Genomic DNA, 19,545 nt, shown 5'->3' with positions numbered 1-19,545 from the left:
TTCGCCCCCGGGTGTAGTAACGGGCCCGTCACCGCCACCCGGAGCTGGCGCGGTAGCACTCGCTGGAGGTGGTAGGCTTTCACCATGCTCATACGATTGGCAGGCATGGGACTGGTGTTGTTGGCCTGGGGCTGGCCTGCCTCCTCCGAGGCTTGTAGCTGCGAGGGGGGCTCGCCCGAGCTCGCCACGAACCTGCGTGAGGCGCGTCAGGGCTCCGCGGCGATCTACTACGGCCGGGTCCTGTCTGTAGAAGAACGCCCCTTCGGCGGTAAGGCCTCCGTCGAGGTGCTCGAGGTCTTCAAGGGGAAGCTCGAGGTCGGAACGAAGCTTCAACTCCCGACGGGCGGGGGCGGCGATTGCAGCATCCCGTTCGAGGCCGGGCAGCACTACCTGATGTACGCCAACGACACGCCTGAGTCCGTGTGGCTGTGTTCCCGGACCCGGCCCGCCTCCAGAGACGATGCCGAGCTCGAGTGGCTGCGGACAGGGAAGCTGCCGGTCATCCCTGTCGCGGTGCAGCGCGAGGCGGTGACCTGCCAGCCCTGCTCCCTGGAGACCGTCTCGAGGACGCTGGTGGGAGCAGCCGCTGGAGACGCCTGCAGCGTGCCACTCAGGGCTGCTCCAGCGCTCGCCGCGTTCCGCGAGGTCCGCCCCTTCTGGAGCCACGGCGTCTACGATCCGAACAATAGCGGCCAGGCCCAGGCCGTGGGGCTGTCTTCCACCCTGCGGGCCTTCGAGCTCACCCAGACGCCGTATCGCGACACGCTCGAGACCTGCCGGCAGCGCGTGCTCAGGCGGTGGTGCGAGGGGCTGGAGCCCTCGGGTGCGGATGCGGCCCACGGGCCGGCGCTCCGGTGTGTGAACCCAGGACCGGAGGAAGAGGTGTGCAACGAGGAGAAGAGCCGCTCCGCGAGCTGGGGCCCCCTGCAGGCCATGAGCGCGGCATCCTGCCACTGGTACGACCTGGAGAGCTCGCTGTGCAAGATGTCCCAGGAGACAAAGCCTCTCGCCAAGGGGGCTCCGAGAGCACCGCTGCTGCGGTGCAGCCCTGTCTTCGACCGCAGGAAGGACCATCTCTGTCACGTCGTGCGGAAGTGAAGCCAGTCACCACACGCCGCTCGCGTCACCGCCGGCCCGCGGACAAGGAGCCGGTGGAGCCCCAGCCCGGAGCCATCATCGCCTGCCCGCTCACCGCCGTCCGGAATTGTCGGGCCTCCTGGGAGCTGGCGCCCTCGGGCCTTCGGGAATCTTGGACCCGAGGGACTGCAACCCAGCCACAGCAGCAGCAGCACCGGCACGACGGAACGACATGATGGGTAGCGGCTCTCGTGGAGCATGTGGAGTTCCCCCGGAAGCAGAGAGGCGAAGGCCCGCCTGAGCTTTCTTCAACAGGCCTCCTGGGACACGAGCTTCACTCCCCGATGGGAGCTTCTCCCTCCTCCACCGTCTCGTGGCATGGACTGCCAGTCTCTGCTCGCGGACGGTAGGGGGCTTGTCCCTCGGCACTCGGAACCGCCGGGCTCGCTCCAAGTTCTCGGAACCGCTGGTGTCTCCTGCTCGCTCGGCCAGCGGAGCGCTGCGGTGGCGCGCGGAAGCGGTGCTGGACCGCCGCGTGCACTGGGCTTCCCCGCGACCTGGGCCCGACACGCGAGCGGGCCCGCCCGAGTCACCGCACATGCACCCCTTGGACTCCGCTGGAGGTCGCCAGGGGCTCAATCCACGTTGGAGCGCAGTCATGGGATGGAGAGGTACGAGTCGGAAGTCGGTGTTCCTGCTGTCGGGGGTGATGAGCCTGGTCGTGGCGTGTGAGCCGCCGGGGGGCACCGGGGAGGACGCGGCGTTCGTGCTCACCGGGGCGATGGCGCCAGCGCTGTCGGTGGCGACGGCGAGCCATGACGCCACGCTGCAGGTGCCCGTGTGCGGCGAGAGCGCCTCGGGGTGCGACTCCGGCGAGCTGTTCGATGGTCGCGGGCCGCTGGGCCCCGAGCCCCACGCGCCCAACACGCTGGGAGGCACGTGCCTCGACGGCTCGGCGGGCACCTACCACGCGGACGAGTCGATCGACCGGATCCGGGTGTACACGACGGATGGGAGCGAGCTGGCGCCGGGCAAGGAGGTCACCGTCGAGGTCTCCTTCTGGGCGTACTCCCTCGGCAACAGGGTGGATCTGTACTCGACCGAGGACGCCCACAATCCCGCGTGGACGCTGTTCAAGGTCCTGACGCCCGCGGGTCCTGGCGCGAACACCCTGAGGGCCACGTACACCCTGCCCTCGAGCGGTACCGGCCTTCAGGCGGTGCGCGCGGCCATGCGCTACATGGGCGCGTCGAGCTCGTGCGCGGGCGATGGGTACAACGACCGGGATGATCTGGCCTTCCAGGTCACGGCCAGCTCGGGCTGCTCGGAGATGACGCCTCCGTAGGCCAGCGCTCGTCACAGAGATGCTGTCGTGACTGACGCTCATGCGCACCTCGCGCGTGGGCGTCTGCGTTTTGCGGGGCCCGAGCCGCCCGGACACCGTCTCGCTCCTTGGACTGCACCGTCTCGCGCCATGGACTGCCGGGACTTCGCCTCCGGGTGCACAGCTCCTCGACGGCTTCGCAAGCGCGTGAAACCACAGGGCTTGCTCGCGGGAGAGCCGACGGCGCGGGGCGTGCACTGGGGGCGGTCGCTTCGACTGACTGCACCGAGAGAACCGATGCCAAGCCGCCAAGAAGGATGGAAGTGGATCCGCCCCGTGATGCTCGCGTGGGTGCTCGCCGTCACCCTGCTGCCCGGAGCGGGCCGCGCCAGTGAAGACATCGTGGTCCTGGAGCACGAGGGGCTCCCCTACGATCGCACCGAGGACTCCGACACGGGGCTGCAGGCGCGGAAGCAGGTGGCGCAGAAGTTCTACGAGACGTATACGGACTCGTACGACTTCCTGGTGGTGCTGCCGACGTTCAGCGTGGAGCTGGGCAGGGACGCCGAAGGGCTCCACACGCTGGTCAGCAACGACGTGGCCGGGACGGGCAAGCCAGTCTTCAACGGCAGCCTGGCGTTCGGCAGCGCCGGGCGCCTCAAGGGCTACATCGACCTGGGCGGCCTGCGATCCTCCCCTCCTCCTTCTCTCGAGTACGAGGCGGGGGTGCTCGCCCACGAGGTGGCGCACCAGTGGTCGGGGCAGGCCCGCTTCTGGGAGTCGTCCTCCAGCCTCCGCAGCGAGGAGCTGCTCGGCAGGGACGGCACGCACTGGAGCTTCTTCCTCGATTCGGAGGCCTCGGTGCTCTACGGCTCGGACTGGGAGGCTCGCGGCCCGGCGAGCTACGAGTCCGTGGCGCAGCGGCGCCGCTACTCCGCGCTGGACCTCTACCTGATGGGCTTCCTGAGCCCCCAGGAGGTGGGGCCGCTGACCCTGCTGTCTCCTACGCCCGATGAGGCCCTCAGCGATCCGACCGCCATTCCTCCCGCGGCTGGCACCCGCATCTCGGCGACCTCGCGAGCGGTGAGCATCGCCCAGATCATCCAGGCAGAAGGCGCCCGGACGCCGACCTCCTCGAGCGCCCAGAAGCAGCTCCGAGCGGCGTTCATCCTCCTGACGCCTCAGGGGCAGACGGCGACGCCCGCGCAGCTGGCCTACGCCGACGCGCTCCGCCACACCTTCGCGAACCACTTCTTCTTCCTCACCCGCGGGCGCGGTGTCTTCGAGACGGAGCTCGTGGAGCAGGCCCCGGACTCCGTCACCAGCACTCCAGGCGTGGAGCTCGGCATCTCGTACCTCTTGTCTCGCCAGAGCCAGGCGGGGAGCTGGGGCGCAACGCCGGGGGCCACCCTGCGCGAGACGCAGCAGGCCATGGAGGCGCTGCGCATGTTCCTCTCCCGAGAGGGTGTCTCGGCCGCGCTCGGCAGCGCGCAGAGCTACCTGCAGGGCCGCCACCCGACGGATGTGGATGGGCTCGCGCGCCTGTCGCTGGCGACCCAGGGCTCCAACGCGGCGGCCCTGGCCAGCCTGCGTGCGCGACTGCAGTCCACGGGAGGCGTGGGGCTCTCTCCGGGCTACCGCTCCACGCTGCTCGACACGGCGCTGCTGGGGCTCGCGCTGACGCTGCCGCCCGCCTCGGCCGACTCGACGCCCGCGGTGACGGACTTCCTGCTCGGCTCCCAGAACGCCGATGGCGGGTGGGCCGCGCTGCCGGGAGGCCCCAGCCGGTTCGAGCCCACGGCCCTGGCCCTGGAGTACCTGTTCCGGGTTCCTCGGACGCCGGCCATCACGCAGGCGGCGAGCAGGGCGTTCCAGTTCTTCCACGGGCGCTACAGCTCGCGGGGCTTCATGGACGAGGGCCTGCGAGCCTCCGCGACGGGCTGGGCGGTGCTCGCGCTGTCTCAGTGGCGGCAGCTGACGCCGGTCGAGGCGCTCGGCGCCCGGCAGGCCCTGTTGAGCCGGCAGCGCCAGGATGGGAGCTGGGAGGGCTCGGTGGTGGACTCGGCGCTGGCCCTTCGGGCGCTGCGCATCCTGCTCACGCCGGATCTGACGGTGAGCGCTTCGGATGTCTCGCTCCCCTCCTCCTCCGTGATGGAGGGAGAGACCGTGCTCGCGACCGTGGGCGTCTCGAACACGGGCCATGCCAGGGCCGAGAACGTCCTGGTCCAGGCCTTCGACTCCCATGGCAACGTGCTGGGAACGGCGGCCCGGCTGGCCTCCATCGAGCCCGGTGAGCGCATCTCGGTGCAGGTGGCGCTGGACACCCGCCACTCGGCGGGCTCGAGCCAGGCGTTCTTCGTGGTGGACCCGAACGGAGAGATCGACGAGGGGAAGGACTCCGACAACCGGGCTGCCGTTCCCTTCACCGTCTCGGCGGCTCCGAGCGCGGCGGATCTGTTCATCCAGGCGGGCAGCGTCACGGTCAACCCGGCAGCCATCAACCGTCTCCCGGCGCAGGTGGAGGTGTCCGCGCGCGTGGGCAACCTCGGAAAGACCGCCGTGGGACAGCCGGTGGGCGTCGTGGTCCGGATGGGAACGCAGGTGCTGGCCACCTCGCAGCTGACGCTGAGCGCGCAGTCGAGCCAGCTCGTGACCTGGCCGATCCAGCTCTCCTCCCTGCAGGCCGCGGGGGTCATCACCGTGGAGGTGGACCCGAGCGACGCGGTGACGGAGCCCGTCGAGACCAACAACCTGCAGACGGTGAAGCTCGGGCTGACGCCTGGGGTGGACCTGCGTGTCGCGTCGCTGACGGCTCCCGCGACGGTGGCTCAGGGGCAGGACATCACCTTCCAGTACGCCCTCGCCAACGGCGGCACGGTGGAGGCGCAGTCCGCAGGCACGCTGGAGCTCCTCTCCGGCAGTGGGGCCGTGCTCGCGACGCTGCCTCTGCCTGCCCAGCTCATCGGCGCGGGAGGGCAGGCCACGGGCCAGCTCGTCTGGCGCGCGAACATCGCGGGCTCGCTGAAGGCCGTGCTGAAGGTGCAGTACCCGAATGATCTCGACGCCGCCAACAACACGGCTTCGGCCCTGTTCACGGTGCAGGCCTCGGCCCTGCCCAACCTCGTGCCGGTGGCGGGTAGCCTGACCATCACCCCCGAGCCGCCGCTGGAGACCCAGTCGGCCACGGTGAGCGTGACGGTCCGCAACAGCGGCCAGGGTGGGGCCCAGGGCTTCACGGTGGACCTCTACCTCGGGGCGCCTGATGCTGGCGGGACGCGCTTCCACCAGGAGCAGGTCTCGACTCTGGCTGCTGGCGCCTCCGTTGCCGTCACGGGGACGCTCACCCTGCCCCAGAACGCGCCGAAGAGCCTCCACGTGGTCCTGGATGGTGCCCAGGCGGTCTCGGAGTTCGACGAGGACGACAACCGGACCTTCCTCGCCCTCTCGCCCGTGCCCATCGCGGATCTGGTCGTCTCCTCCGCGGGCATCCAGCCGAACCCTGCCTTCCCGCGAGAGAACACCACCGCGCCGGTGACGGTGTCGGTGATGAACGCGGGCGGGCAGCGCGCGCGGAACGTTCCGGTCGAGCTGCGGCGGGTGGCGTCCAGCGGGAGCGAGGAGTCCATCGGCCAGGCCGTCATCGCCACCATCGAGCCGGGCCAGAGCGGTGAGGCCGTCATCCCGTGGAACACCACGGGTCTTCGAGGCCCGCAGAAGCTGGTCGCGGTCGTCAACGCCGGACAATCCGTGCCCGAGCAGCGCGCGGACAACAACCGCGCCGAGCGGCAGGTGTCGGTCCAGGACGCGGTGCTGGCGCTCTCCGAGCCCTACTTCTCGCCCAACGGGGATGGCCTGCGGGACACGACCGAGGTCTCCTACCGTCTCGCGGCCGAGGCGGCGGTGGAGGCGCGTATCGAGGATGGACAGGGCCGCACGGTGCGGACCCTCACGGCGGCCGCGGCCGCTGCATCGAGCCTCTCGTGGGATGGCCGCTCCGCGGAGGGCCGGGTCGTTCCCGACGGTGCCTACAGCATCCACGTGAGGACCCTGGCTCCCGCCACGGAGCGGCTCCTGGGCACGCTGACGGCGGTGGTGGACACCAACCGCACGCTGCTGGACAGCTCCGCTCCCTCTTCTCTCGAGGTGGAGAACCTGCAGGACACGGCCTCTGCCCGCCCCTGGGATGGCGTGGCCGCCGCCATGCCGGATGAGAGCGGCGTCGTGTTCTACGGCCATGAAACGGCAACCGAGCGGTGCGGTATCTACTACCAGCCGCTCGGAGGCGTTCCTGCGCGGCGGCTCACGCCGGAGGGCTGGTCCTGTGCCGACTACGCGCCCAACTCAGGAGGGCTGGCGATCAGCCCTGACACGCGTCGGGTCGCTTTCCATGGCTACAGAACGTGTCCGAGCAGCGGCAGGTGCACCACCTTGGAGATCCTGTCCGTGGAGCAGCGAAGCCTGCTCCAGGTCGCCATGGACAGCGATGAGCAGGGCCAGTACCTCCAGTACTCCCTGCCGCCTGTCTTCAGCAGGGATGGGTCTCGGCTCTACTTCGTGAGCCAGGACCAGGCCGCGGATGACTTCACCTTCGAGGAGGTCCGGGTCGATGGGACGCAGCGGCGCATCCTGGCCCGCAGCGGCTCCAAGCCAGCCGAGCTCCGCCTGTCTCCTGAAGGAGATCGCCTGTCCGTGGTCGATGAAGACGGTGCGCTGTTCTTCCTCCGGCTGTCGGATGGTGCCCGTCAGCAGTTCCTGCCTTTCGGTACGATCTCGGGCGTCCTGTCGGACGGCACCGTGTGGGCCGGGGCTACCCCCAGCCTGGATCTCCGCCACGACTGGGCCGGTTCCGGCGAGGCGATCTCCTACGCAGCGCCTGGCTTGATGGAGCCTGTCTCGGACGAGTACGGAGGAGAGTCCATTCTGCCCATCGCGCCGAGGCTCGAGCGCAAGGAGCCTAGGACCGGGGGGATCCAGATTCTCGTCACGGGAGCCCCGTATTCGTCTGACTTCGTCCCGAACGCAGCCGCCATCGCCGTCAATCCCATCAGCGGCGGCACGGTCTTCCGCCACAGGCCGCTGCTGAGCACCCAAGCCCAGCTCTGGACGGTCCCGGTCTCCGGCCCGGCACGAATGCTCCTGCCCTACGACGTTCAGGGGCTGCGCTGGTCTCCGGGAGGCAGCTTCCTGTTCGGCTTCGTGAGCACCGGTGAGAGCACTGGCGAGCCCCTCAGCGCCGTCATCACGAGGGACAACCTCTTCGTGCGGCTGACCGCGACCCGGACTCCTTCGGCCGCGAGCATGACGTTCCAAGGGACGGCGACCGACCTGAACTTCGAGGAGTGGCAGCTCGGCGTCCGCGCCTATGGCTCCACGGCGCCGTTCGTGACGATCGCCACCTCCGTCACCCCCGTGCAGAACGGGCTGCTGACGGAGTGGATTCCTCCCGCGCCGGGCATGTACGAGGCCCAGCTGCTCGCGAAGGACCGCGCCGGCAACGTCCGCACCCGGACCGTGGCCTTTGGCTACAGCCTGAGCCCCGCCGTGGCCAACGTGTCGCGCGCTCCGGAGTACTTCAGCCCCAACGGTGACGGTGTCCTCGACACGACCGAGCTTCGCTACACCATCACCCGGGCCACCATCGCGGACCTCCAGATCCTGGATGCTCGCAACCAGGTCGTCCAGCAGTGGTTCCTGAACCACCCGCAGACCGGGAGCTTCACGCTGGCCTGGGATGGACGTGATGCCCAGGGCCAGCGCGTCCCGGATGGGGTGTACACGCTGAGCATCGACGGCACGCGCCTCTCGGTGGTGGTGGACACCACGCCTCCCGTCGCGCAGCTCACCCTGGCGGAGAGCGGGAGCATGAACCTGCCCGCGCCCTACCAGTACATGGACGTCCTCCCGCAGGACCTGGACCCCGATGCGGCCACCAGCGATTCGGCTCGCACCTCCGAGTTCGTCCGGATCGTGGCCGCGGGGACGACCTGGAAGATCCAGGACGCGAACCTGAAGGAGTGGGCGTTCGAGGTCTCCTCGCCCGAGGATCCTTCCGTGAGCCGGCCGATCTTCACGGGCACCCAGGCCGTGGATGATGCGCGGGCCATCGCCATCGAGCTGCTGCGCGGCCCCTTCCGGCTCCGTGCCAGGGACCAGGCCGGCAACCAGGCGCTGACGGCTCCTCTCGCGCTGGGTCAGCAGCTGTTCGCGACGATTGGTGGCAGCGCCGACCAGGTCCACCGGCACTGGCTGCTGCCCGGACAGGTGATGCCTCGGGTGCGGCCTTTCACCAAGGCGACGACGAGCCCGGATGGAAGCGCGGTCCTCCCTCGCGTCGAGGGTGGGAGGTTCGCCTTCGGCCTCAACACCACCCACGGACGCCCGCTGACGTCGTTCTCTATCGCGTACCGCACGCCTTCGGGGCCGTGGATCCTGGACTCCCAGAACGTCACTCCGCTGGGCGAGAGCATGGTTCTCTGGGATGCGCGCTCGGCCGGTGGCGTCTCCGAGCTCGAGATCCGCGCCCTGGACTCCGAGGGCCACACGCTCACGGCCGCCGTGCGCCTCACCGATGGCTCCTCGAGCGGTGGGGAATCGCAGGTCCACGCGGCGTGCGTGAAGACGCGTGGAGGTGAGGCCACCGTGCTCTCGGCCCTCGTGGGGGATGGCCAGACCCTGCCCGAGGACCTCATGCCCGGCGCCAGGTGGCGGTTCACCTCGGTGGACACGCACGCGGTGACGGAGTTCCCCGCCAACGCCACCCTCTTCCGCATGAGCACGGGCCTTCGCGTCCTGGAGACGCTCTCCACCGCGAGCCTGCCCGAGTGCCTGTACACCGTGAACTTCCTGGGCACCCACCGGAGCGGCCGGCCTCTGACCAGCCAGCTCTCCGTCAACCTGTGCAAGCCCCAGGTCACCGTGAGCCAGGACGGACTGTCCGTCTCGGAGTCGTTCCGCAAGGGGCTCCGCTCGGTCGAGGTGTTCGTGGAGGATCATGGCCGGGAGGTGGTCGTCGCTCGCTTCGGGGCCTTCGAGGGAACGTCCCCGCTCCACCCGATCGATCGCTCCCTGTTCCCGGACTCGCCCCTGCACACCCTGCGGGCCCGGACCACGCTCACGGATGGGACGCGGGTCTCCACCCAGCCCAACCTGTTGCCCTCGGATCTCCGGCTGCTCGATCCCGGCTGCAATGACGAGGCGGAGTTCAAGCTGCCCCAGGGCAAGCTGGAGTTCTCCTCCCTCCTCCGGGATGCGGACGCACCGCTGTGCTCCATCCACGAGCCCGTCTACACGGCCCGCCTCAAGGGCAACGGGGGCGCGGGGCAGCAGCTCCAGGCGCTGAGCGTGCAGCTCGTCACCGCGCAGGGCGAGCTGGTCGCGCAGCCCGAGGTCTCCGACGTCGTTCTCGGGTCCGCGGTCGTGAACGCCTCGGTCCGCGTCGACTCCAGGACGCTGCCGAAGGGCACGTACCAGCTCCGCGCTTCGGCCACGTGGTCCGATGGTGCCATCTCGAGGGCCGCCGAGCTGCCCGTCTTCATCGACAAGACGCCTGCCAACACGGTCATCACGCGCCCCATGGCCGTGGGGCGTGTCTGCCCCGAGAGCCGTCGCGGCTCGAATGGCGCCGTCGAGCGGTTCCTGACCGTGGAGGGAGTCGTCTCCGACGATCACCTGGAGTCCTATGAGCTGTTCCTCCGTGAGCTGAACGGCGAGCCGCAGCGGGTGCTCCAGGCTCAGTTCAACGCCTCGGGCCCCAGCGCGGTCCAGGGTGTCCTGGGGACGATCGATGTCTCCCACCGAAGCAGCCAGTTCGAGCTGCTGCTGAGCGCACGAGACGTGAGCGGCACCTCCTGGTGCGCCATGCCCACGGTCGTGGAGGTGGCAACGCCCCCGTCCATCGGGGCCCTCACGCTGTCGCCGGTGCTCTTCTCTCCCGATGCGGATGGCGTGCTCGACACCGCGGCGATGGGTGTCTCCGTGGATCAGGACGTGTCCTTCACCGTCACCGTCCAAGCGGGAACCCAGGCCCACACGCTCCTCCAGGGCCAGGTGCCCCAGGGGAATGCGTCGCTGAGCTGGAACGGGCTCCTGGCGAACGGCTCGCGGCTGCCCGACGGCGATTACCCGCTGCGGGTCCGCGTGACGGGGGCCTGCGGCATGACTGGCGAGGCCACCGCCTTGGTTCGTCTGGATACGACCGCGCCAGTGGCTCGGATCGACTTCCCGGCGGAGGGCCAGGTGCTGGGCGGTTCCTTCACCGTCACCGGCGCCGCGACCGACCTGAACATGGCTCGGTATGAGCTGTCCCTGGGTGAGGGTGCGTCTCCGACGAGCTACACCGCCATCGGCTCGGCGCAGGGGCCTGCCTCGGGCGTGCTGGGTGAGGTGTCCCTGGCCAACCTGCCGCATGGCGAGTACACGCTGCGGCTGGTGGCCGAGGACAAGGCCGGCCACTCGCACCAGGTGCTGCGTCGGTTCCAGCACCAGCCGGCATCGCTCCTGCGGGCCGCCTTCGTGGCGCCCTCGCTCATCTCCCCTGACGGAGATGGGATTTCGGACTCGGCGACCCTCAGTGTCACGCTGGTTGCTCCCGCGACCGTGAGCGCCACGCTCCTGGATGGCGCGGGGCAGCCGCTGCGGACGCTGGTGCAGCCCACGTCCCTGCCCGCCAGTACGAACCCGCTTCCGATCACCGGGGCGACCCTGCAGGGGCTCCCGGAGGGTGTCTATACCGTGCGTGTGTCGGCGAGCTCGAGCTCGGGCTCCGAGGAGTCCTTTGCCTCGCTGGAGCTCGACGTGAGCAAGCCTCAGCTCCTGTTCAGCTCGCCGGTGGCGGGGAGCGTTCGCGGGGCTACGTTCACCGTGGAGGGCGCCGTCCAGGATGCCCATCTCGAGAGCTGGACCCTGACCCATCTCTCTCCCGGAGAGAGCACCGGGCAGCTGATCGCCAGCGGCACCACGGCCACTTCGGGAATCCTCTCTGTCCGGAGCGGGCTCGCCGAGGGCACGCATCAGCTCGTGCTCGAGGCGCATGACCGGGTGGGCCACACCCACGAGCAGTCCGTGTCCTTCACCGTGGACACGACGCCTCCTGTCGTCTCGTTCCTCTCGCCGGCCAATGGCGGTGTCCTGTCGGGCAGCGCGGCTCCTGTGGAGATCCACGGCCAGGCCGAGGATGCCCACCTCCGCTCGGTGAGCCTCGAGGCCCACACCTCCCAGGGGACACAGACGCTGTTCTCGGGCCCGAGCCTGCCGCCGGCTGGGCTGCTGCACCAGTGGGCCGTGAGCTACGAGTCCGATGGCCCCGCCGAGCTGCACCTGAAGGCGGAGGACGCCGCGGGCAACACGGCCGACAGTCTCCTCTCGTTCATGCTCGACAGCAGGCCGCCCGTGGCGACGCTCTCCGAGCCTCGTGGCGCGACGCGTGGAGAGGGGCTCGTGTTCCGCGGCTCCGCCATCGACGCGAACCTGTCCCAGTGGGAGCTGGAGCTCGGCCGTGGCACGTCCGCCTCGGAGACCTCGTTCCAGCAGCTCGCCAGCTCGACGCAGCCGCCACCCTCGGGGGTGTTCACGACGCTCGCGTCCGTGGGGGATGGCTCCTACATCGCGCGCCTCCGTGTCCGTGACTCGGCTGGCAACGAGACCGTGGACGAGGCGTCGTTCACCGTCGACTCCCTGGCGCCGCTGGCGGCCCCCGTCCTGTCCGCGGCCGTGCAGCGCCCCAACACCGTCACGCTCACCTGGGAGCAGAGTCCCTCGAGCGATGTCGCGACGTATGACGTCCGCCGGTCCTCCGGCAGTGGTTCCGCCGCCGTCATCGCGACCGTGGGTGCGAACATCCACTCCTACGTGGACGCCGGGCTCACGGATGGGCGCTTCCGCTACTCCGTCGTGGCGCGTGATGCGGCCGGGAACGCGAGCAACTCCTCGCCCGAGGCGCTGGTGGAGATCGACTCCACGCCGCCGATGGTGTCGTGGCTCGCGCCGACGACTGGGGAGCAGGTGCGTGGGACCGTGGAGCTCCGCGGCACCGCCTACAGCCCGGGGGACTTCCGCGAGTACCGCGTGTCGATTGGCGCTGGCAGTGTGCCCGTCGCCTTCACGCCGCTGGCGCGGGCCCTGGTGCCCGTGAGCGCCGGGCGCCTGGGCGAGCTCGCCGCGAAGGACCTGCCCCAGGGCTCCATCCAGACCCTGCGGCTGGAGGCCGAGGACCTGATCGGCAACGTGAGCGAGGCCCGTGTCACGTTCACGGTCGACAACCAGCCTCCTCTGACGCCGACGCTCCACAGCGCCACGGCGGCGGGATCGAACGTCACCCTCGCCTGGAACGCGACCGCCGAGGAGGACCTGCTCGGGTTCGTGCTCTTCCGCGATGGCGCACCGCTCGGGAGCCCGGGCAATACGAGCCCCCAGGACCTGCGGCCCTATGCGCTCCCGGCCGACAGCCGGAGCTACCAGGACCTGAACGTCCCGGATGGATCGCACACCTACTCCCTGGTCGCCATCGACCGGGCGGGGAACGTCAGCGCTGCTTCGACCCGAGGCCCTGTCCTCATCGAGACGCGAGCCCCCGTGGCTCGCATCACGGAGCCCGGGAAGCTCGAGCGCCTGCGCCAGGACACCTGGCTGCTCGCCCAGAGCGACGATCAGGACGTTGCTTCGGTCAGCTTCGAGAGCCGCGGCACGGCCACCGGTCCGTTCACGGCAGTGGGCAGTCCGGTCACGCGCGTGCCGTTCACGGTGCGCCTGCCTCTCTCGCAGATCAGCGGTCGCATCATGGAGCTGCGGGCCGTCGCCAAGGACAGCTCGAACAAGGTGGACCCCACGCCTGCCTCGATCCATGTGCTGCGCGAGGCGGTTCCCTCCAAGCCGGCCGTGAGCGCGCTCGTGGATGGAGATCAGGTCCAGGTCTCCTGGACGGACTCCAACCCTGCGGGGCTGCTGGCGGGCTTCGAGCTGTCCGAGGACGGAGTGCCTGTGACCCTGGCGCCTGAGCGCTGGCCTGGCACTGCCTCCGCCACGTCCACTGCCTCCGGCACTCCTGCCAGTGCCTATGACGAGGCCGGTGCTTCGACGGCCTGGAGGCCCTCGGGCACGCTCCCGCAGGCGTGGACGCTCACGCTGACCGAGCCGGTCCTCCTGCGAGGACTCTCCCTGGTGACGGGAAGCTCGTCCCGCGTGCGGCTGGAGGCGCAGATCGCCGGCCTGTGGGTGCCGCTGGCCTCCGAGGTGGCGACCCAGGCCTTCTTCAACGCCACGCATGCGCTGGATCAGCCCGTGGAGGTCCAGGCCGTCCGGGTGACGTTCCTCAGCACGCTCGTGGGCCTCACCTCCCTGGCCGATGTGCAGCTGGATGCCCTGCCACTCGAGCGCGGGAGCTCCGCTCAGATCAGCGCCGTTACTCCGGGGCGGCATACCTACCGCCTGCGGGCGATGGGCTTCGGCGGGACTCCTTCCGAGCCCGCCGAGGTCTCCGTCGACATCTACGCCCCGACGCTGGTGGCCGAGGTGACCGAGACTCCGGGAACCACCGTCAAGGTGATGGGCGGCGAGGTGCCCCCGGCCGCTCAGGTCGAGGTGTTCAATCAGGAGGGTGTGGTCGGCACGACCACGGCGGATGCACAGGGCCGCTTCGTGTTCACCGCTCCCCTCGTTCCGGGCGACAACACCTTCCAGGCTCGCGCGACGGATGCCGTGGGCAACCACAGCCTTCCTTCCGAGGCCGTGACGGTGGTGAGTGACCCGGCCCCCACCGCAAGCCTCACCCTCGCCCTCACTGGCGTGACCGAGTCGGACGTCTCGCTCTCGCTCTCCGTGTCGGGGGATGCGACGAACGTCGCGGGCTACGTGCTCGTTCGCGAGAACGGCGCGGGAACGGTGGAGCTGCCTGCTGTCTCGGCTGCCACGCACAGCTTCATCGATCGCGGCGTTCGCAATGGCACGTACACGTACCGCGTCCATGCCTTCAACGCGCGCGGCTTCCGTGGCCCTGCCTCGAATGACGTCACGGCGACGGTGGCGGCTGCTCCGCCGGCGGCTCCCGTGGACGTCACCGTCGAGCCCCTGGCCTCGGGCGGCGCGCTCTCCGTGAGCTGGGCTCCTGGGGATGCTCGCGCCGTGGCCTACCGCGTGGAGCGGGCCATCGGCGCGGAGGGCCCCTTCGAGGTCCTTGCTGGCGCCGAGTCCATCCTCACCACGGGGCTCGTCGATCTGCCGCTCAACGACAGCACCCTGTATCGGTACCGGATCCTCGCGCTCGATGCGCTCGGGAACCTCAGCAGCCCGTCGCTGATCGTCACGGGTGTACCGGTGGACTCGACGCCTCCGGCCGCGCCGCGGCTGCTGCATCCCACCGTGGCGGGCAAGCCCGTGACCGTCTCCAGCCCGACCGTGGCCATCTCCGGCCTCACCGAGCTGGGGACGCACGTCACCCTGCTCCGCAACGGCGTGTCCGTGGCCCAGGCCCCTGCTGGCGCCCTCGGCGTCGAGTCGATCCCCGTGGAGCTGAACCTCCCTCCGCGGGGCTCCGGCTGGGCTTCGGCGGATGGTCAGCGGCTGGCGTATGTCGTCCAGCAGAGCCCGACGGCGACTCAGGCCCTGGCCGTCCAGTCGCGTACCGGTGAGCTGCTCGGGACCTTCAGTGGCTCGTCGTTCGCATTCATCCAGGCGGCGACCTTCTCGCCCGATGGTCGGCGCGTGGCCATCGAGGTGTCCTCGAGGACGACGTACCGGAGCGAGATCCACATCGCGGATCTCGACACGGGTGAGGTGCGGAAGGCGGGCAGTGCCTCCCAGGGCAACGAGACCTCCGCTACCTGGTCCTCGGACTCTCGCGAGCTGGCCTATGAGGTGGCGCTCTTCGACATGTCGTCCTCCGTGGTCGTGGTGGACACCGTGACGGGAGCCCAGCGGTCGCTCACCGGCGCGGCGGGCGCTCCGCTGATGGCGCCTCGCCATGCACCGGTTGGAAGCTCGCTCTTCGTCCTCACTCGCAGCGGCGCGTCCATGCGGCTGCTGCGGATGGACCCGGTGTCGGGTGCTTCCAGTCCGCTGTTCGAGGCGGATTCCATCGAGCGGGACTATGCGGTCTCTCCCGATGCGGGGCGCATCGCGCTCGTCGCCACTCGCGACGGGCGGAAGGACCTGCACACCGTCTCCGTGTCGACGGGGGCCTCCGTACAGCTGACCCACGACGCGGAGCAGGAGCGGACTCCGGCCTTCTCGCGAGAGGGTCGCCGGCTCGCCTTCGTCAGCGGCAGCTTCCTCGTGCTCCAGGAGGACGGTCGGCAGCAGCGGTTCAGCGGCTTCTCCGGCCTCTGGCTGTCCTGGACCCAGGACGGAACGCTGCTGACGTCGAACGGTCTGGGCCTCTCCCGGCTGGAGTGGGGGGCGCGGTTCGAGTTCACCGGCGTGCGCCTGGAGCCCGGCACCACCGTGTTCTCCGCGACCGCCACGGATGGCGCTCAGCGCACGGGACTCCCCTCGGCGCCGATCCAGATCACGCTGGATGCGGCCACGCTGCCGGACCTCGTCGCGGAGGTGGAGCTCCGCCCCGAGGTTCCCCAGGTGGGACACCCGTTCGACGCGTTCGTGACCGTCCGCAACCAGGGCGGTGGCTCGGCGCCTGCCACGACCCTCTCGGTGGCGGTGCTCTCTCCGGATGGCCAGTCCATCACTCCGGCGCCGCTCTCCCTGCCGGCTCTTGCTTCGGGTGGGGCGACGACGCTGGTCGTTCCGCTCTCGCATCCGACGCTCCAGGGACCGCAGCTCCTCGAGGTCATCGTCGATCCCGAGCAGCGGGTGGAGGATCCGGTGCGCGACAACAACCGGGTGCGCTACCCCTTCTCGCTGGTGTCGGATGACCAGCTCGTGGTGGCCCTCGCCGTTTCGCCGCAGACGGTGGAGGTGGACGGCAACAGCCTGGCCACCATCACCGTGGCCAATCCGGGCGCTGCCAGGACCCTCGATGTGGAGACCCGGCTCGTCACCCTGGACGGGGAGACCGTGTTCCAGCTGGGTGAGGTCGAGCACCTCGCGCCGCTGGGCGCGGGCCGGAGCCGGACCTTCACGCGCCCCATCGCCGTCGGTCGGACGCTGGCGGGCTCGTACCAGGTGAAGACCGTGGTGCGTCAGGGCGCCGAGGTTGTCACGGAGATGAGCGTGCCGTTCAGCATCAACGCGGACCGTGCCACGCTCCTGCGGCTCGCTGCATCGCGCTCGAGCTACGGCCCTGGCGAGCCCCTCGCGCTGACCGCGACTGTGCGCAACGACTCCAGGAACAGCTTCGTGGACGGCGCCAGCTACGTCCTCACCGTGACGGATGTGGCGGGGAACTCCGTGCAGGGCCAGTCCACCGCGCTGCCGCTGCTGACCCAGGGGGCCAGCTACTCGGTGAGCTCGGAGCTGGCTTCCGCCGGGCTGCCTCCCGGGCAGTACGTGGCTCACGGTGTCGTCATGCTCGGAACGCAGCAGCTCGCGACGGCCTCGACGCAGTTCTCCATCGTGGGGCGCCCGCGAGTCATGGGGACCCTCCTGGTCCTCGGCCAGGGCTCGCCTCCGGGCATCCGGGCCGGAGAGCCTCTGACGGTCACCTTCGAAGCGGGCAACGTGGGCACGGCCCCGGAGCCGAGCCTCGTGCTCCGCGTGGCCATCATCGACGCCCAGACCGAGCAGACCCTGGACTCGTACGCGCTGCCGGCCCAGCCGATCGAGGTGGGTGGCACCCTCTCCGGCCAGTACGACTTCTCCACGACCGGTCTGCCGCTGAAGAGCTATGCGGCCTACCTGCTCGCGGAGCGGCCCGATGGCTCGGTCCAGGAGCTCGCTTCGGCCACCTTCCGACTGCTGGATGGCCAGGCGCCCACCCTGCGGATCATCAACCTGGTGAATGGCCGGTTCCTCCCGGGCTCCGTCCACCCGGTGCTCCAGGCCATCGATCCAGAGTCCGGCGTGGTCAGCGTCTACGCCAAGGTCCCTGGCGCTCGGAGGAGGGACCTGACGCGGGTGGGTGGAACCGCCTTCGACGGAACCTGGAGCGGTGACGCCGGCCTGTGGGAGGGCAACAACAACATCTCCTTCTTCGCGGTGGACGCCGAGGGCAACACCCGCCAGCTCAGCGCCTCCATCGTGGTCGACCCGGCACCGCCTCAGGTCGACGTGACGGGCGTCACGGATGGCGCCCTGATCAAGAACGCCCCCACTCCTGTCGTGGAGGCCACGGACGACCACCTGGCCTCGGTCAGCAGCATGCTGGATGGCATGCCGTTCACTTCTGGCACGGCGGTCACCTCGGATGGGCGACACGAGCTGGTGGTCCAGGCCGTGGACCTCGCCGGGAACCAGACCGTGAAGACCGTGCGGTTCACGGTGGACATGACCGCGCCCACGATCTCCATCAGCGGAGTGACGGAGGGAGGAGTCTTCCGCCAGCACGTCGTCCCGGTCGTCATCATCCGGGACCGGGATCTGCTTGAGTCCTCCATCACCCTGGATGGCCAGCCCTTCGGCCCCGGAACCGTGGTGACCGCCGAGGGTGCCCATACCCTGCGGGCCACGGCCAGGGACCGTGCCGGGAACCAGTCCGAGCGGGAGGTGACCTTCACCGTCGACCAGACTGCCCCGACGATCACCGTCACCGGCGTCTCGGAGGGGGCGCAGTACTCCAGCGCCGTCACGCCGGTCATCGACCTCCAGGACACGCACCTGAGCATCCAGGAGGTTCGCCTCAACGGTGTTCCCTTCGTGTCTGGCACGAGCCTCACCACGGACGGCAGCTACACGCTGACGATTCGTGCCGAGGATCTCGCCGGCTGGGTCACGGAGAAGACCGTGCGGTTCTCCCTCCAGCAGCAGCAGGTGACCTTCTCTCCGAGCACCTCCGCGTCCTTCGCGCGTGTGCTGGCGCTCATCCGCGCCGGCACCTGCAGCCCCACCAGCTCCGAGGTGCAGCGAGTGCAGGGGCTGCTCGAGACCGAGCTGGGCGGTTCCGACCGACTCCTCACGGTCATGACGGACGAGGCCGCCTTCCTCGAGTCCCTCCGAGCGGGCGTGGCCAACGTGGTCATCGTCTTCAGCCTGGGGAGCACGGGCAGCGAGTGCGGTGAGGCGGTGGCATCCCTGGAGCCCAGGCCCTCCGACACGGAGGCCGTGAAGGTGCGCAAGGCCTGGTCGCGAGAGCTGACCGAGCAGGTCTTCACCGGACACACCGGTCTCGTGGTCATCCGCTCGCGGCCGGAGGACATGCCGCTGCTGCGCGAGGTGCTCGGAGTCAACTTCCGGGGCTCGACGGAGCAGAGCCAGGTGCAGCTGCCTTCCTCCGCGCTCCGGGGTCCCGCCTACCTGAGCAGCCCGGGCGGAGGCGCGCTCCTCCAGGCGCTGAAGGCGTCCGTGCAGCCCGTGGCGACCTGGTCCGGGAGCAGCGAGAAGCTCTCGGGGGCGCTGGCTACCTTCGGCCAGGGCCGAGCGGTCACCTTCGGCGTCGACCTCTCGAGCGCGCTCCCCGCCGCCAACGCGGCGCTCACCCTCAGCCGCTCCGTGGCCGCCGTCCTGCCTCCGCCGTCCGAGCCCGCTCCGCTGGGAGTGATGGGTGTCGAGCTGCGGCTGGCCAGTCCGTTGCGAGCCACCCGGCTGAACTCTGTGGAGACACTGCCTCCCGAGCTCACCGCGCTGTGGGCCTCGGCTCAGGGCACCCTCGCTCCGGGCGGCCATGGCATCGTCTGGGAGGACTCGCTGGAGAAGGGCGAGAGCCACGGGTGGCGGTTCCTCGTCCGCCTCCCCGAGAGCTCGGGCAGCCACTCCGTGTCCGCCTCGGCTACCTCGCTGCAGAGCACCGGACCGCGGGACCTGGGCACGTGGAGCCTGGAGCTGGAACAGCCTGTGCCTGCCAGCGAGCTGATGGCTCGGGTCCGGGCAGCCCTCGAGCCGCTCCGGGAGCAGGACGCCGCCACGGTGAGCGACATCGAGGCCAGGCTCCGGAGCGTGGAAACCCGCGAAGTCACCCAGCGTGCGGATATCGAGGCCCACTTCGATGAGCTGTTCGCGGCCGTCGAGTCCTCTCGGCGGCTGGGAGGAGACGCCGCTCCGGTCCGCAAGGCCCTGGGTGAGCTCCTCCTGTACTGGGAGGCTCGCTGGTACCTGCTCTGAGTCGA

At 70.0% G+C, this 19,545-nt stretch carries 3 protein-coding genes; all 3 read left to right on the top strand.

From position 1 onward, the window contains the following. Window positions 1–105: 105 nt before the first annotated feature. Window positions 106–1,098, top strand: coding sequence for a hypothetical protein (locus KY572_RS40295; RefSeq protein WP_224249058.1), 993 nt, complete (start codon window positions 106–108; stop codon window positions 1,096–1,098). Between the two features lie 637 nt (window positions 1,099–1,735). Then, window positions 1,736–2,422, top strand: a complete 687-nt coding sequence (locus KY572_RS40290) for a hypothetical protein (protein WP_224249057.1) — start codon at window positions 1,736–1,738, stop codon at window positions 2,420–2,422. A gap of 318 nt (window positions 2,423–2,740) precedes the next feature. Then, a complete protein-coding gene (locus KY572_RS40285; protein ID WP_224249089.1) occupies window positions 2,741–19,540 on the top strand; it encodes a CARDB domain-containing protein in 16,800 nt (5,599 codons plus the stop codon). The last annotated feature ends 5 nt before the right edge of the window (window positions 19,541–19,545 follow it).

The organism is Hyalangium gracile, assembly GCF_020103725.1.
In the GTDB taxonomy this organism is placed as follows: domain Bacteria; phylum Myxococcota; class Myxococcia; order Myxococcales; family Myxococcaceae; genus Hyalangium; species Hyalangium gracile.
The sequence above is the reverse complement of the archived record's forward strand: the minus strand, read 5'-3'. Positions and strand labels throughout refer to the sequence as shown.

Excerpts from the sequence above, each read along its gene's own strand:
- KY572_RS40290 (WP_224249057.1), top strand. The coding sequence starts at position 1,736 with ATGGGATGGAGAGGTACGAGTCGGAAGTCGGTGTTCCTGCTGTCGGGG.
- KY572_RS40285 (WP_224249089.1), top strand. The coding sequence starts at position 2,741 with ATGCTCGCGTGGGTGCTCGCCGTCACCCTGCTGCCCGGAGCGGGCCGC.
- KY572_RS40295 (WP_224249058.1), top strand. The coding sequence starts at position 106 with ATGGGACTGGTGTTGTTGGCCTGGGGCTGGCCTGCCTCCTCCGAGGCT.